Genomic DNA, 17113 nt, shown 5'->3' with positions numbered 1-17113 from the left:
CCTTCCCCATATGCTAATATCTAATTCTGGTCCCTGCGCCCCGGCTCTTCCCTCAGCCGGAGTATCCCGTCTACGAGGATCCGCGCGTCATCAAAGATATAGTCAAACGCTCCGGCCTGATACATATTGATCACAACCATTCCAATAGGGACCGACAGGATCAGCCCCAGTACGCTGCTGACCCGGTAGCCCACATACAGCAAAAGCAGCGTCACCAGCGGATTCATTCCCATACTGTCCGCCACCAGCTTAGGCTGCAGGATCTGTCTGACAAGCTGGGTAACGGCATAGATCACGAACAGCAGAATCGCCGTCTTATAATCCCCCACCAAAAATTTATACAGCGCCCACGGAATCATAGCTGTTCCTGTTCCGAAAAAGGGAAGGAAATCCAGAAACGCGATCAGGAACGCGATCAAAGCAAAATAATTGATCCTTAATAACGCAAGGCCTACCATCAGGATCAGAAACACGACTCCCATGATCTTAAACTGAGCCTTAAAGTATCCTCCTACCGCATACCGCAGATTGTCCATCACCAGCGTCATCCGTTTCACAACGGCCTGAGGCATCACTTTTTTGGCCCAGCTCAGGACCTCATCCCGCTCCACCGTGAAAAAGTAAGCTGATATGACAGAGACCAGCACCGAGACCAGGAAGAACGGGAGGCGCATCGCCAGATTTCCCGCCGCGGTCACCGTAGGCTCCCCGATCTTCGAGATCAGGTCTCCCATATATTCGTTCAGATTCGACATCATGGTCTGGAAACCGCTGCGCACCTCCTCCGGAAGCCGCGCAAACAGTCCGGACATGGATTGTCCGATCTGCGAAAGCCCGTTGGCAAGCTGTTCATACAGATCCGGTATATTTTTCAGCAGATCACCCACCTCCGTCACAAGCCTGCTGACCGCAAGATAGATCAGCAGTACGATCAGCCCGATGACCAGCACCACGATCAGGGCCGAACCCAGCTTCTTCACGATCTTAAAATGCTTTTCCAGCCAGTTGACCACCGGCGCCGCAATCGCCGAAATACACCATCCGATCACAAATGGCATAAAAAATACGATTGCCTTCACTCCTATGATGATAAATGCGGCGGTCGCCAGAAGGCTGAATACCAGGCTTACCGTCACCTGCCAGTATGGACGCCTATTTTTCATGAACTATACACCTCTGTCCTGCTTTTCATCCGGATCGCTCTGTCCGAACCTTTCATTTACTATTCTGTCTCTTCCTGCTCCAGAAAGGATTCTATGACTTCCCAAATCTCCTCCCGCCCCTGCTTCGTGACGGAAGAGAACGGGATCACCCTTGTTCCCGGCACCAGCTTAAGACCTTCCTTGACCACCTTGATCTGCTTCTGTACCTGACTGCGCTTCAGCTTGTCCAGCTTCGTCAGGATCATGATCGGCTGAAATCCTTTGTCCAGGATCCATTCATACATCATCCTGTCATTGGCGGACGGCACATGCCGGATATCGATCAGCAGAAAGACTGCTTTCAGCATGGAAGATCCATGGAGATAGCGTTCCACCAGCTTTCCCCACTGCGCCTTTTCCTTCTCGGAAACCTTGGCATAGCCGTATCCGGGAAGATCCACCAGATATACCTCTTCATTGATATTATAAAAATTGATGGTCTGCGTCTTCCCCGGCGTGGCCGAGATCCGCGCATAGGACTTCCGGTTCATCAACGCATTGATCAGGGACGACTTCCCTACGTTGGATTTTCCCGCAAAAGCCACCTCCGGCTTGTCGTTCTCCGGAAGCCGGCTGGTGATTCCGCATACGGTCTCCAGGTTTACATTTTTAATTACCATAATTATCTCCTGTTATACTAAGGGCATCCCTTATAGTCTTTTACGATACAAGCGCCCGCTCCAGCACCTCGTCCATATGCTCCACCGGAACAATCTCCAGCCCCTTGGTGATCTCCGGGGACAATTCCTCCGCGTCCGCCTTATTTTTCTTCGGGATCAGGACCGTCTTAATTCCCGCGTTTTTCGCCGCCAGGAGCTTTTCCTTCAAGCCGCCGATGGGCAGCACCCGGCCCCGGAGCGTCACCTCTCCTGTCATCGCAAGATCCGCTCGCGCCTTCCGGGCTGTAACGGCGGAAAGCATGGCCGTGGCCATAGTTATCCCGGCAGACGGTCCGTCCTTTGGAACCGCGCCCTCCGGAATATGTACATGGATATCATGAGTTTCAAAAAAGTCCTCTGGAATCTCATACTTGCTGCTGATGGAACGGATATAGCTGATCCCGGTCCGGGCGGATTCTTTCATCACGTCTCCCAGCTGCCCGGTCAGCATAAGCTCGCCCTTCCCCGGCATGATGTTCACCTCAATCTGGAGAGTATCTCCGCCCACACTCGTCCATGCCAGCCCCCGGACGATCCCTACCTCGTCCGAATCATTTGCCATCTGATAGGAATACTTCTCTTTCCCAAGGTACTTCTGGATGTTCTTCTCCGTAACGGCAATCTTTTTCCTGTCCTTTGTCAGGATTTCCTTTGCGGACTTCCGGCACACATTTCCGATCTCCCGCTCCAGCTGCCGGACCCCGGCCTCCTTCGTATAATTCTTCGCCATTTTCCAGACAGCCTGCCTGCTGAATGTCAGCATGTCCGGAGTGAGCCCGTGCTTCTCCAGCTGCTTCGGGATCAGATGCTCCACTGCGATGTGAAGCTTTTCATTCTCCGTATAGCTGCTCACCTCCACCACCTCCATACGGTCCAGAAGAGGCCGCGGAATGGTCTGCAGTGTATTGGCCGTAGCCACGAAGAGCACCTCCGACAGATCCAGCGGCACCTCCAGGTAATGATCCCGGAATTTGCTGTTCTGCTCGCTGTCCAGCACCTCCAGCAATGCCGAGAAGGTGTCTCCCTTATAGTCTGTACTGATCTTGTCAATTTCATCCAAAAGAAGCAGCGGATTTTTCACTCCCGCCATACGGATGCCGTTGGCGATCCGTCCCGGCATGGCTCCTACATAGGTCTTCCGGTGTCCCCGGATCTCCGCCTCATCCCGCACCCCGCCCAGGGAAATGCGTACATAGGGCTTTTTCAGCGCCCGCGCCAGGGACTTCGCAATGGAAGTCTTGCCGGTTCCCGGAGGTCCTGCCAGACAGAGGATCGGGCTTTCTCCCTTTTTCGTCAGAGTCCGCACCGCAAGAAATTCCAGCACCCGCTCTTTGACCTGCTCCAGTCCGTAGTGGTCCTCCTCCAGCACCTGCTTGGCAAACGCAAGGTCCGAGCTGTCCTTCGCCGCCTTGTTCCATGGCATCTCCAGGATCGTCTCAATATAGGTGCGCAGCACACCACTCTCTGCCGGACTGTTCAGGGAACTCTTAAAGCGGCTGATCTCCTTTGCCAGCTTATCCTTCACTTCCTTCGGCGCCTTCAGCTTTTTAGCTGCCTGCTCAAATTCCTCCGCGTCGGACAGGGTGGTATCGTCGCCTAACTCCTCCCGGATCAGCTTTAACTGTTCCCGAAGGATATATTCCCGCTGGTGCTTGTCCACCCGTTCCTTGACCTTGGCCCGGATATCATCCTTGATATCCATGATCTGCACCTCATTGACCAGCTTGAATGCCAGCATCTCATACCGTTTCCAGAAATCTGTCTGGTTCAGGATCTCCTGCTGGTCCGTATAATACAGCGGAATGTTGGCGGAAATCTCATCCACCAGCTCCTTCAGATCACTGATCTCCAGGATCCGTCCGACCCCTTCCTTGGACATCTTCCCGTTTTTCGCGGCATAGTCCACGAAAATGTCTTTCAGGCCGCGTATCATGGCCTGTCCGTTCAGATCCTCCGGAGACTGGAAATCCGACTCATCCAAGATCTCCACCTCCGCCCGCAGATAGGGAGTCTCATATTCTATGCTTTTAAGAATCCCCCTCGCCTCTCCTGCCACCAGAACTCGAAGGATCTTCTTCGGCAGCTTGATGATCTGTCGGACCGAAGCCACCGTGCCGACCTCATACATCTCCTTCTGGCCCGGATTTTCCGCGTCCTGCTCCCTCTGCAGTACAAGGAATATCTTCTGATCCTCCACCATGGCCTCCTGCACCGCGGCGATCGACCGCTCCCGGCTAATATCAAAATGCACCACCATCTCCGGCATGATCGTCATCCCCCGCAGGGCAACCATCGGGAGGCTTTTGATTTCACTCTTCATGTGTCACTTCTCCTATTTGTAATGATACTCATGGCCGATGAAATCTGCCGTGAGTATTGCGCCAGCCGCAACAGCGCCAAAATACCTTTTGACGCTTTCATCATAATATGTTTCGCTGTCATATTCAATATGGAAAAGGCAGGTATATGGTCAAACCACAATACCCGCCCCCTTATTATACTGCACGCCAGATAAATATGCCGTACAGTATATCATAATGCGCACAGCCGCATGAGGAATTATGCCGCTTCACGGCTGCGGCTGGCGCAATACTCACGGCAGATTTCATCGGCTGTGAGTATATATTTTAAAAATCTGCTATGCACTCTGAGATGTCAGAAATGACCTTCGTTCCTCTCCGTCGCATTCATATAGCGGCTGCCCGGTCCCTTTCACCACATCCTTCGTGATCCTGCACTCCTTGATCGTTTCATCCGACGGCACACGGAACATGGTATCCATCATAATCCCCTCCATGATCGCCCGCAGCCCTCTGGCACCGGTCTTTCTTGCAAGTGTGGTCTCTGCAATAGCAGTCAATGCGTCCCGGTCAAACAGCAGGCGCACTCCGTCAAGCTCCAAAAGCTTCTGATACTGCTTGACAATGGCGCTCTTTGGTTCGGTCAGAATCCGGATCAATGCCTTTTTATCCAGCATTTCCAGAGATACCGTCACCGGAAGACGGCCCACCAGCTCCGGGATCAGGCCGAATTTGACCAAATCCTGGGGAAGCACCTCTTTAAGCAGCACATCCACATTGTACTCATGCTGGGTCGTGATCTCCGCGTTAAAGCCGATGGACTTCCTGTCCAGGCGGGTCTCGATGATCTTGTCGATCCCTTCAAACGCGCCGCCGCAGATAAACAGAATATTGGTCGTGTCGATCTGGATCAGCTCCTGATGGGGATGCTTTCTTCCGCCCTGAGGGGGAACCGACGCGATCGTCCCTTCTATGATCTTCAAGAGCGCCTGCTGAACGCCCTCTCCGGATACATCACGGGTGATCGACGGATTTTCCGACTTTCTTGTGATCTTGTCAATCTCATCAATATAAATGATACCATGCTCCGCGCGCTCGATATCCCCGTCCGCAGCCTGGATCACCTTCAAAAGGATGTTCTCCACATCCTCTCCCACATACCCTGCCTCTGTCAGAGCTGTCGCGTCGGCAATGGCAAAGGGAACATTCAAAATCTTTGCAAGGGTCTGCGCAAGCAGGGTCTTTCCGCAGCCTGTCGGCCCCAGCATCAGGATGTTGCTCTTCTGCAGTTCCACACCCAGGTCCTGCTCCGCCAGAATCCTTTTGTAATGGTTATATACCGCAACCGAAAGTACTTTTTTCGCTTCTTCCTGTCCGATCACATAATCATCCAGAAATGCCTTCATCTCTTCCGGTGTGAGCAGATTGATGTCAGCAAACGGATTTCTCTCATCGTATTCCAGCTCTTCTTCAATAATCTCGGAGCAGACATCCACGCATTCATCACAGATGTAGGCCCCGTTCGGTCCCGCGATCAGCTTGCGGACCTGGTTCTGCGATTTATTGCAGAAGGAACATCTTACAATCTCATCCATTACTTTTCCTGCCATTTTCATTTTCACCTCATATTAAAATTGAGTATACGCAACTGTCCTGCTTCCATCCAAAGAAAGCCGAACCGTGACACGCATTTTAATCCGTCCGGCTCCCAAAACCCGCCGGGCTGCTTTTCATCTTCGCCGTCATGCCGGTTCCTGGCACAAATAGTCATGAAAGTTTCCTTTCATACGTTAGTGCTTGGCAATGACTTCGTCTACCAGTCCGTAATCCTTTGCTTCCTGTGCGGACATAAAGTTATCCCGCTCCGTATCCACCTGGATAACCTCAAGGGACTGCCCCGTATTGGCCGCAAGGATCTCGTTCAATCTCTTTCTGGTACGCAGAATGTGTTCTGCCGCAATCTGGATCTCCGTCGCCTGTCCCCTGGCGCCGCCGGACGGCTGGTGGATCATGATCTCCGCATTGGGCAGGGCAAAGCGCTTGCCCTTGGCGCCCCCGGAGAGCAGGAAGGAACCCATGCTGGCCGCCATGCCGATGCATACGGTAGACACATCGCACTTGATATACTGCATCGTGTCGTAGATCGCCAGCCCTGCGGTCACGGAGCCTCCCGGACTGTTGATATAGAGCTGGATGTCCTTGTTGGGATCATCCGCTTCCAGAAACAACAGCTGAGCAACCACGATGTTTGCCGAAACGTCACTTACTTCCTCTCCCAGAAAGATGATCCGGTCCTTTAATAATCGGGAATAAATATCGTAAGAGCGTTCCCCCCGGCTTGTCTGTTCAATGACATAAGGTACTAAACTCATTTAAAATTCTCCTTCTTTCTATCTGCCGCCATCCCCGCGGAATGGACGGTCCGCATGCGCCCGGGCGCACTTTTTATTATACTATTCTTCCACTGCCGCATCCGCGATCAGGGTGATCGCATCCTGTACCGCAATGCTTTCCTTCATTTCTTCGATCCGCTTCTCGCCCATGTACTCCTTGAATCCTTCCAGATCTCTGCCGTATGTCTCCGCCATCTTCTTCAGCTCTTCCTCAAGGCGTTCCTCAGACACGACAATATTCTCTGCTTTCGCAACGGCTTCCAGTACCAGTCTGGTCCGGATGGTCTTCAGCGCCTGAGCTTCCAGATCCTGCTTCATCCGTTCCTCTGTCAGACCTGTCATCTGGAAGTACATCTCCTTTGTCATGCCCTGCATCTGGAGACGGTAGCCCATATCGTCCTCCATCTGCCGTACCTGCAGATCAATCATCGGCTGGGGGATATCCATCTCGGCATTCTCCGCTGCCTGATCCACTGCCTGATCCTCAATCTTCTCCCGTGCCTCAGCCTGCTTCCGGTCTGTCAGCTTCTTCTCTACTTCCTGTCTGTACTCTTCGAGCGTCTCGCACTCGGACACATCAGATGCAAATTCATCATCCAGCTCCGGCAGTTCTTTTTCTTTAATAGTGTGTACCACGCATTTGAACAGCGCATCCTTTCCGGCCAGAGATTTCTCATGATAATCTTCCGGGAACTTCACGTTCACTTCCACATCCTGGTCGATCTCAGCGCCGATAAGCTGCTCCTCAAATCCCGGGATAAACGCGCCGGAACCGATGGTCAGCGGATAATCCGTGCCCTTGCCGCCCTTAAATGCTTCTCCGTCTACAAATCCTTCAAAATCCAGTGTGATCATATCATCCTTTGCCACGCTCCGGTCTGTCACTTCCACCGTTCTTCCGTTGCGCTCACGCTCCCTCTGGATCTCTGCGTCTACATCTTCCGGGGTCACTTCCACAGGGATCTTATCTACCTTGAGGCCCTTGTATTCTCCCAGCTTCACTTCCGGCTTCACCGCCACTTCCGCTGTAAAGATAAAGGGCTTGCCCTTCTCCATCTGTACCACGTCTACTTCAGGCTGGGACACAATATCCAGCTCACACTCGTCATAAGCCTGGCTGTAAGCGGTGGGGATCATACGGTTGATAGCGTCCTCGTAAAAGATCTCCGCTCCGTACATCTTTTCCAGCATCTGGCGCGGTACCTTTCCCTTACGGAAGCCCGGGAGAGAGATCTTCCCGCGCTGCTTCAGATATGCCGCCTGGATCGCCTTCTCCACTTCCTCAGCGGCAACCTCGATCGTAAGCTTTGCCATATTATGCTCTAACTTTTCTACCTGTAGACTCATTTTCATTTCCTCCTTGATTTTGCAGATACCCGGCCGTATGCGGGCCAATCTATATCATCTTTCTATTCGCATTTTCCGTTCACACTTCATGGGTGTTCACAGTCATTAAACAAGTATAGCATAAGAGTTCCCTGATTTCCAGCACTTTTTACACGAATACCAGCTTTTATGCCCATTCTCCCGGCCAATCAGCGTGGTAATTGGTCGGGGGCGGCATGGAACCTGCAATTCACACCCTGCCATGGTGCCGGCAGTATCCTTCATTTAATCGTGGTAAATAATGGACCGCCCGATTTCCACTGCCTTTTCCTCTCCGCACAGCAACGCGGTCAGCTTCAACGCGAAAGGAATAGCGGTTCCCATCCCCCGGCTGGTGATGATGTGTCCGTCCGCAGAAACCGGATCCTGAACTACCTCCGCGCCTTCCAGCTTTTCTTCGAATGTCGGATAGCAGCAGGCCTTCCGCCCTTTCAGGAAGCCCAGCCTGCCAAAAACGCTGGGTGCTGCGCAGATTGCCGCAAGATACTTTCCTTTTTCATGATGGCTCCGTAAAAGCTCCTGCAGTCCTCTATGGTTCATCAGATTCCGCGTTCCGGGCATGCCTCCCGGAAGCACCAGCATCTCTGTGTCTGAAAAATCCATTTCCTCAAACAGGCAGTCCGCCTGCACATCAATCTGATGTGAGCCGTGAATGGTCTTCTCTCCTGTGATGGACACCATATGGACCTGAACCCCTGCCCTGCGCAGGATATCCACAACAGTAAGTCCCTCAATCTCTTCAAATCCGTCAGCCAGAAATACACTGATCTGTTTCATATTCTGTCCATGCTCCTTTCTAAAGCAGAGGTTCGGCAAGATTACCTGCGGCGGACTCCCTGCCGTTCTCTTTCTTTACATCACTGCCCTGATCCGTTTTACATTTTCATACGGACAGCACAGTTACGGATCAGATTGCCAATATTTCCTTCACCGTATCTTTCATCTTATCCACGTCGCACTCCCTTGTATGCAGGATCTGTGCGTTGCGGATCTCCTCAATGGCATGGGGAACCGGGGTCCCGGAAGCCTTTTCCAGTTCATCGATCAGTGCAAATTCCTCCATGCTGCCGTATTTTTCGTCAATGGCCGTCATCACGCTCTTTACAAACTTGTAAGGACTTGCGGTGGAGGCAATCAATTGCTTCCTCTGATCCCCGCTGTCCTTCCGGTAGGCCCGGCACACATGAGCCGCCACAGCCGTATGGGGATCCATCACATATCCTGTAGACTGGTACGTATCCCGTATCGCCGCCCTGGTCTCTTCCTCAGTGGCATAGCCGCCCGCAAAATCCGAAAGCTTCTCTTTCATCTCCGGCGTGATGTCATATCTTCCCTCTGCTTTCAGCGCGTCCATCAACTCCTGGTCCTTCTCAGCATCCGCTCCCGCAATCATATAGATAAGCCGTTCCAGGTTGCTGGAGATCAGGATATCCATGGAGGGGGACGAGGTCAGGACAAATTCCCGGTTCTTATCATAGGTCCCGGTCCGGAAAAAGTCGAACAGGACTTTATTTTCATTGGAGGCGCAGATCAGCTTCGCGATCGGCACTCCCATCTGCTTCGCATAATAGGCCGCCAGGATATTTCCAAAATTCCCGGTAGGAACCGTCACATTGATCTCTTCTCCCAAGGTGATCTCTTCATTTTTCAGAAGCTTCGCATACGCATATACATAGTAGACAACCTGGGGAACGAGACGCCCGATGTTGATGGAGTTTGCGGAAGAAAACTGGAAGCCCTTTTCCGAGAGTTCCTGCTCCAGCTCCTGATCCTCAAACAGCGCCTTCACGCCGGTCTGCGCATTGTCAAAGTTTCCTTGAATGGCTACGACCGATGTATTGACACCCTTTTGGGTCACCATCTGCAGCTCCTGCACCCGGCTCACCCCGTTTTTCGGGTAGAACACGATGATCCTTGTCCCAGGCACATCCGCGAACCCGGCCAGCGCGGCCTTTCCCGTGTCGCCGGAGGTGGCTGTCAGGATGACGATCTCGCGGGTCACATGGTTCTTCTTTGCCGATGTAGTCAGAAGATGGGGCAGGATGGAAAGCGCCATGTCTTTAAACGCGATCGTCGCCCCGTGGAACAGCTCCAGGTGATAGGTATCCCCCACCTTCACAAGAGGAGCGATGACTTCCGTGTCAAATTTGGAATCATAGGCACATGTAATACAGTGCTTTAGCTCTTCCTCTGTAAAATCAGTCAGGAACTGCTTCATAACAGCATATGCCGTTTCCTGATAGGACATGTCCTTCAATTGCTCCATGGTGACATCCAGCTTCGGCATAGAAACCGGAACGAATAATCCGCCGTCCGGAGCGAGCCCTTTCAGGATCGCCTCGGAAGCCGTGACCGTATGCTGAGCATCCCGTGTACTTTTATATAGTAGATTCATCTCTTCCACCCTTTTCTTTTTTCTATTTTTCCGCTTTTTTACCGTTGGTATACTTCACCAGCCCGCCGGCGGCAATCAGCTTCTGCATAAATTCCGGGAACGCCTGTCCCTGAAATTCGGTGCCCTTTGTGCGGTTGTAAATCTTTCCGCTGTCAAAATCCACCTCTACCTCGTCTCCTGCCTCGATCCCTCTTGCCGCTTCCGGGCATTCGATGATCGGCAGTCCGATATTGATCGCATTTCTATAGAAGATACGCGCAAAGGTCTCCGCGATCACGCAGCTCACTCCCGCCGTCTTGAGGCAGAGCGGCGCATGCTCCCTGGAGGAGCCGCAGCCGAAGTTTTTATTTGCCACGATCAGATCCCCCGGCTGTACCTTGTGTACAAATTCGGGATCGATATCCACCATTGCGTGGCTCGCCAGCTCCTGCGCGTCAAAGGAATTGAGATATCTTGCCGGAATGATCACATCCGTATCTACATTATCTCCATATTTAAAAACGTGTCCCAATGCTTTCATGACTTGTCACCTACTTTCTCCGGATTTGCGATGCATCCTGCGATCGCGCTGGCTGCCGCCACTTCCGGGGAAGCCAGATAGATCAGGGAATCCACATGTCCCATCCGGCCCACAAAATTGCGGTTCGTGGTGGAAACGCACTTCTCCCCTGCTGCCATTACGCCCATATGTCCGCCCATGCAGGGACCGCAGCTCGGCGTATTCACCGCGCAGCCTGCGTCAATAAAGATATCCACCAGGCCCTCCGCGATGCACTGTTTATAAATCTTCTGGGTGGCCGGCACTACCATCACTCGGACATCCGGATGTACGGTATGGCCTTTCAGGATCGCCGCGGCCTTCCGCATATCCTCCATTCGTCCGTTGGTGCAGGATCCAATCACCACCTGGTCGATCCGGATGGGTTCCATTGCCTCCACCTCGTCGATGGTCTTTGCATTGCCCGGGAGATGCGGAAATGCGATGGTGGGACGAACCTCATCCAGATGGATCTCCACCACCTCGTCATACTCTGCGTCCTCGTCCGCAGTATAAATCTGATATTCCTTTTTGGAATGCTCCCTGATATAAGCCTCCGCCTGCTCGTCTACCGGGAAGATCCCGTTCTTGGCTCCTGCCTCAATGGCCATATTGGCCATAGTAAAGCGGTCGTCCATAGACAGGCTGGCAATGCCGTCCCCGGTAAACTCCATGGACTTGTACAGCGCGCCGTCCACACCGATCTTTCCTATAATATGGATGATAATGTCCTTGCCGCTGACATAAGGTCCCGGCTTCCCGGTCAGTACAAACTTGATAGCCGGGGGTACCTTGAACCACAGCTCCCCTGTCGCCATCCCGGTTGCGATGTCGGTTGTCCCAACGCCGGTGGAGAATGCCCCCAGCGCCCCGTATGTACAGGTATGGGAATCTGCTCCGATGATGCACTCTCCTGCGGTGACAACTCCCGCCTCGGGCAGAATGGCATGCTCGACTCCGGACTTGCCCTGCTCAAAGAACCAGCTTAAGCCCTGAGCCTTCGCGAACTCCCGGATCGCTTTTGAATTTTCAGCCGACTTGATATCCTTATTCGGTGTAAAATGATCCGGAACCAGGACCACCTTGTCTTTATCATAAACCTGATCTGCCATCTCCCTGAAAATAGGCAGCGCCATCGGGCCGGTGATGTCATTTGCCATGACCACATCCAGCTTCGCTTCGATCAGTTGACCGGCCGAGACAGAATCCAGTCCCGCATGAGCGGCCAATATCTTCTGCGTCATTGTCATTCCCATTGTGACAACCTCCTTCAAATTTGCTTTCTGTCTGCTATTCTAACACACAATATCGGGAAAGAAAAGTGGAAATTGTGGGAGGCTGCGTAAGCAAAGGTAGAAGGGCGGCGGGGGGACGCACAGGCGAAAACAATTGCCCGCGTCACCCCGCTCTCGCTTCGCAAAAAACGCAGCAGCGCTAAGCTCGGGAAAACCTCGCTAAGCGCTGGCGTTTTTTGAGAGGTTCCTTTGGGCAATTGTTTTCGCCTGTGCTGTGTATCGGCGGTTCTACGATTGTAAAACGTTAGATGGACGGCAGCCGGTGGAGCGCCGCGGCGCAAAAGCGGAAATGCAGCGCAGCGCTTTACCTACTCTGCGACATGCTGTTGTGAACGGTTATAAGATGACATTTTTTAAGTCTGTAAAATTACCTTCTTGTTGTAGTATTTTTGTCAAAGAATGTAGGCTTAGCCCAGTTTTTTTCTGGCGGCGGTGATTAAAACGGCCAGGGATAACATGAGAAGGAGGACTGGCGGCAGGATGTCTGCCGGGTCTCCGGTCTTGACGGATTTTGGCGGTTCGGAAGATGAAGCTGGCTGTTGCGGCTGTTCTTCCGGGGGAGACTGGGGTTTGTTGATGTGGACGGTCTGGGATTCGGCGTTGAGGTCTTCGTGAGTGGCCAGTACCGCTCCGTTGATGTATAGTTTTTCGAATACTACGAGTTCTTTGTTTTTGAGGGTAGCTGCCTGGAAGGTAAATTCTACTTCGGCGGTTCCGGCTGGTTTTTCCGGGGTGAAGGTGGTTTCGGCTTTGATCTCGGTTTGCTCGATCAGGAGGGGAGCGCCTGTCGATTTGTCCATCAGGATGCCTTTTATTGTGTATTCTTCACCGGGGATCAGGTTTTGATAAGTCACCTTGTCTACAATGGTGATCTCGTTTTCGGCGGTGATCTTCTGGCTGCCGGTCTGTTTTTCGGCGGCCTGGGTTTTCAGTTCCGGAAAGTAGAGGGTCTGGCCCTCGTAGTGGATGTCCTTGTGGGCAGCGACCTCTTCGCCTTCCTTTGTTACGCTCTCAAATGCCACGGCGGTTTTACCTGCAAGGCGGGAGGCGTTCAGTTCAAAGGTTACGTCCACGGTTCCGGAATCGGCTTCCGGGGTGAAGGTGGTTTCTGACGTGATCTGTTCCCCGTTTTCCAAAAGGGGCGCTTCGGTTTCCTGGTCCATCAGGGTTCCCTCTACCGTGTATTCCTGGCCCGGGGTCAGATTGGAGTAAAAGACGGTATCCACGATTATCGCTTGTTCCGCTGTCTGGGCACTGCGACTGTTGGTTTCGACATCTCGGGCGGAGGTCCTGACTTTCGGGAAATAAATGGTCTGTTCCTGGCTGTCAATGTCCGCGTGGACGGCATAGATCTTGTTGTTTTTCTCCAATGTTTCAAATGCGACCAGGGTCTTTCCTTCCAAGTTTGATCCGTCAAAGGTAAATACCACTTCGGCTTTTCCGTCCTTTTCCTTTGGCGTCCATTTTAGTTCCGCGGTAATATCCGCCCCGGCAGCATCCTTCGCGGTCATGCCCGTTTCCTTGTCCACCAGTTTTCCGCGGAGTGTATACTCCTGGCCCGGTTTCAAATTTTTATAGGTGACAGTATCCGCTATGGAAATCTCTTCTCCTGCTACAACCGTATTGGTTCCGGTGGTCTTGTCCAGCGCTTTCGTTTCGATGCCAGGAAAATGGATGGTTTGGCCTTCATCGTTGATGTCCTTATGTTCTGCGATCTTTTTTTCCTCACAGTATAGCTCTTCGTAAAGGACAATATCCTGACCATACAGCTCGGAGGCGTCAAAGGTACACTCGACCTCTGTCATGCCAGCAGAGGCGGCTGCGGTAAATGCCTGTTCTGCGGTGACCGGATTTCCTTCCGGATCCGTGACAGGCTTTTTGGTTTTTTTATCCATCACAACACATTTCAGAAGATATTCCTGTTTTTCCTTCAATCCGTTGTACAGCACGGAATCGATCACTGTCACCGTTCCGGTCTGTGCATAATGGTTTCCGGTGGCCTCGTTTCTGGCGCTGGTGGAAATGGCCGGGGCGTCCTCGATCAGGTCTTTATTTTCCAGGTTTCCCAGGTTAATGGTTACTTTATCTTTGTAAATGACCAGATGAATCGTCAGCATTTCTTTTCCTTTGTTTGCATCCGTAGGAAGCTCTTCCAGAATATATGTATCATAGGGAAGGGCTCCCAGGCTGTTGTCCACAGGCGCGCTTCCTCCTTCTCCGTCCAGTCCGAACCAGAGGCCGTCTTCTGTTCCCCCCTGATTGGAATTCCTGGTGTGCGGATTCCATTCTGCGGAAGAGGAATAGTAACCGTTATCATCCGTTGTGATCCGATGGGATTCCCCTGTCGTGGTACTGGTCAGGCTGAACTCGACGCCCGGCATCACCTTCTGGGTTTTGGAGTCAATCTTGCGCAATTCGAAGTCGCCCCGCTTCACCCGGTTCAAAATGGAATGATCCGCATCCGTCAGATCCACGACTTCTCCGTTCTTTGTGATAAAAAATTCTTGCCTCCAGAGTCCGGTGTCCAGGTATCCGGTGGGCGCGCCTGTTTCAAGGATCCGATACTTCCCATAAGGAAGCAGCCTTTCCGTTGTCTGCGCTATTCCGGTCTCGTCGGTCTTGATCGTTGTAATGGTCTCATTCCTTCCATAGACCTTTCCGTCCACAAATACGTTATTTTCGTTCAGATTTACAACCGCAAATACGGCATTTTCTAGAGACGCGCCGCCCTGGGGGACCGAAGCCCTGGTGTCGAAGTCCCGTTTCCGGATCTTCACGCCGCCGCGGATGACCTGGTTATAGACGGCGTATTGGTTTCCGCCTTTTAAATTCACTTCAGGTCCAACATAACGGATCTGCGAGGTATAGAGACCGGTTGTTTTTTCCTCACTCCCTTCCGCCTGCAGGTATGCGCCTTCCAGCAGATACCCGGCAGGAGCCTTTGTCTCTTCTATGGAGATCGTTCCCAGTGGCAGTACCGGGATTCCGTCCATGATGTAAAAATCATCTCCTGAAACCTTGTATTCCTCCCGAAGCAGGGCCTGATATTTCTTCGATCCCGCTCCGTCCGGCACCGCTTTGGTCTCCAGCACCCAGGTTCTTGTGGGCGTCTGAGGCAGAGTTTCCTTTTCAAAGAATCCGCTGTAGTATCTGACTGTAAACTGCGCACCCGCAAGAGACGCGCCGTCCTGGGGCGCTCCCTTCGGAGCGTCCTGATCCCGCTTCACCAGTTCCAGCCCTGTCGGATCATATTTCGGAATGTCGCTTACATCCAGATGCACATTCTCGCCTGCTTTTACATGGACCATATAAACCTGAGTATCTTTCTGATAGCCATGCGGAGCCGTATTCTCCCTTACCCAGTAGTCCCCCTCTGCCAGTTCTATCTTGTCACTTTCACCGGATTTCCTGGTGATCGCTGTCGCTGACTGTGTGGTGCAGGATGCATCCGCATAGATTCCATATGCCGCGTTTTCTAAGGAATAACATGCATTTCCATCGGTGATATCGGGAACCGCGGAACGCTTCCGTATTGTTACCGTCCCGTCTGCAGGTCCAACGTATTCCAGCCACACAATATCCTGCTTCTCATTATAGGCCACATATGCCCGATATTCTTTGAAAATGGACAGCTCCGCTTTCCCGCTGTTCATCTGCTCATCCAATGCATTCCGCATGGCCTGGATCTGCTCCCCTGTGAGCCCGTCTGTCTCTCCGGTATACTCAATGCCGATCATCGCATGGACATACGGGTAAGGCTCTGCCGTACCGCCGAACAAGGCGGAAGCCTCTCCTGCCCACGGCCCGTCCGCACCGAACATCAAGGCCATTTTTATCCTTGAATTGTCCAGTTCGGAAACCTGATAGATTCCCGAAGGGGTCTGTTTATTGGGCTGTGCGCAGTATCCCATGTAATGTCCCTTGTCCGTCACCACGCGAAACTCTGTCGTCGTCCAGTTTCCGTAGCTGTGAGCGGTTCCGGGTGTAATCGTGCAGTCGGACCCAGCCGCCGAACGCATCATCCTTCCGCCGCTTCCGGCTACATATGCCGTACCGTAATTCCCGATTACTCTTCTTCCGATCGGGATCCTGCCGGAATCCAAATCTTCCGGAGCTTTCGAATCGGCGTCCGCATCTGTTCCTTCCTCTTTCACTTCCTCATTTCCAGGTTGGTTCGCCCCTCCTCTTTGCTCACTGCTTCCGACCTGATCCGAAGCACTTTTTTCTACACTGCTTCCGACGCCGGAAGGTTCCTGATCGGCTTCGAAACCGCCGTTTTCCTCTCTTCCGGCCGATTCGTTCTGTGCATCTCCTGTTTCCTCCTGCTTTGGCGTATCTGCCTTATCTGCTGTCTCTTCTACAGTTTCCTGTATTACTTGTTCATTTGCTCCTCCTGCTGTTCCTGTCATGGTCTGTGCCGTTGTTCCTTCCGCTTTCATTGCGGTCTGGATCTCCATCTGTTCTTCTGCCCGCACGGAAGCAGCGCTTGCCGAGGCCATACAGCCAAAGATCAGCAAAAAGGCCGCTGCCGTACGAAACATACCGGGCATGTTGTAAAAAAATCTTTTCATACTTCTTTTCTCCTCCATAAAATGCAGTCAAAACGTTGCTGTTTGGAATGCCTGTACGGAAAAGCGCCACTGAAAATTAGATACTACGTCCTCCTTTCTGAATCCGGAATCAAATGTGGGTAAAACTACATAGCTATGTCCTCGCTTTTGGATTATGGGATGATATTCCCCATGAAAAATAGAAATGTCCTAAGACGAGTAAGTTGATCATAAACGAAACAGCAGAATTTGTCAATATAATTTTGCAAAGCATTTAAAAAATACATCAGGCACGTTACTGGTCAGACCCTGACCAAAATAAACGACCCCGCAGCAAGCTGCGGGGTATTGAGAGAGGTCGCCCCACTACATATAGTCGAATATGCTATACTGCT

11 protein-coding genes are annotated in these 17113 nt (G+C 52.2%); all 11 read right to left on the bottom strand.

The genetic code is table 11. The annotated features are described in order from the left end of the window. Positions 1 to 20 precede the first annotated feature (20 nt). Entirely contained in the window at positions 21 to 1163 is a 1143-nt protein-coding gene (gene ytvI, locus ACTOY7_RS17280) for a sporulation integral membrane protein YtvI (RefSeq protein ID WP_160281332.1), read from the bottom strand. Between the two features lie 59 nt (positions 1164 to 1222). Then, on the bottom strand, positions 1223 to 1822 hold the full coding sequence (gene yihA / locus ACTOY7_RS17275; protein WP_160281331.1) for a ribosome biogenesis GTP-binding protein YihA/YsxC: 600 nt from the start codon (positions 1820 to 1822) through the stop codon (positions 1223 to 1225). 40 nt (positions 1823 to 1862) lie between these two features. Further along, a complete protein-coding gene (lon, locus tag ACTOY7_RS17270) occupies positions 1863 to 4181 on the bottom strand; it encodes an endopeptidase La (protein ID WP_160281330.1) in 2319 nt (772 codons plus the stop codon). Positions 4182 to 4499: 318 nt separating this feature from the next. Continuing rightward, the gene (clpX, locus tag ACTOY7_RS17265; protein WP_160281329.1) at positions 4500 to 5771 is read right to left on the bottom strand and encodes an ATP-dependent Clp protease ATP-binding subunit ClpX; all 1272 of its coding nucleotides are present in this window, start codon (positions 5769 to 5771) and stop codon (positions 4500 to 4502) included. 180 nt (positions 5772 to 5951) lie between these two features. After that, positions 5952 to 6533, bottom strand: a complete 582-nt coding sequence (clpP, locus tag ACTOY7_RS17260; RefSeq protein ID WP_016294986.1) for an ATP-dependent Clp endopeptidase proteolytic subunit ClpP — start codon at positions 6531 to 6533, stop codon at positions 5952 to 5954. 81 nt (positions 6534 to 6614) lie between these two features. Beyond that, the gene (gene tig / locus ACTOY7_RS17255; RefSeq protein WP_160281328.1) at positions 6615 to 7901 is read right to left on the bottom strand and encodes a trigger factor; all 1287 of its coding nucleotides are present in this window, start codon (positions 7899 to 7901) and stop codon (positions 6615 to 6617) included. Between the two features lie 264 nt (positions 7902 to 8165). Continuing rightward, positions 8166 to 8717 (bottom strand): DJ-1 family glyoxalase III, encoded by a 552-nt coding sequence (locus ACTOY7_RS17250; RefSeq protein ID WP_160281327.1) that lies wholly within the window; start codon positions 8715 to 8717, stop codon positions 8166 to 8168. A 130-nt stretch (positions 8718 to 8847) separates the two neighbouring features. Beyond that, positions 8848 to 10335, bottom strand: a complete 1488-nt coding sequence (gene thrC, locus ACTOY7_RS17245; RefSeq protein WP_394682952.1) for a threonine synthase — start codon at positions 10333 to 10335, stop codon at positions 8848 to 8850. A 22-nt stretch (positions 10336 to 10357) separates the two neighbouring features. Continuing rightward, complete coding sequence (locus tag ACTOY7_RS17240) at positions 10358 to 10855, bottom strand: 3-isopropylmalate dehydratase small subunit (protein WP_160281325.1); 498 nt, start codon at positions 10853 to 10855, stop codon at positions 10358 to 10360. Beyond that, the gene (leuC, locus tag ACTOY7_RS17235; protein WP_160281324.1) at positions 10852 to 12129 is read right to left on the bottom strand and encodes a 3-isopropylmalate dehydratase large subunit; all 1278 of its coding nucleotides are present in this window, start codon (positions 12127 to 12129) and stop codon (positions 10852 to 10854) included. Before leuC ends, ACTOY7_RS17240 begins: the two co-directional genes overlap by 4 nt. A gap of 446 nt (positions 12130 to 12575) precedes the next feature. After that, complete coding sequence (locus ACTOY7_RS17230; RefSeq protein ID WP_482671086.1) at positions 12576 to 16739, bottom strand: VaFE repeat-containing surface-anchored protein; 4164 nt, start codon at positions 16737 to 16739, stop codon at positions 12576 to 12578. Positions 16740 to 17113: the final 374 nt, after the last annotated feature.

The organism is Schaedlerella sp. (assembly GCF_056796775.1).
The sequence above is the reverse complement of the archived record's forward strand: the minus strand, read 5'-3'. Positions and strand labels throughout refer to the sequence as shown.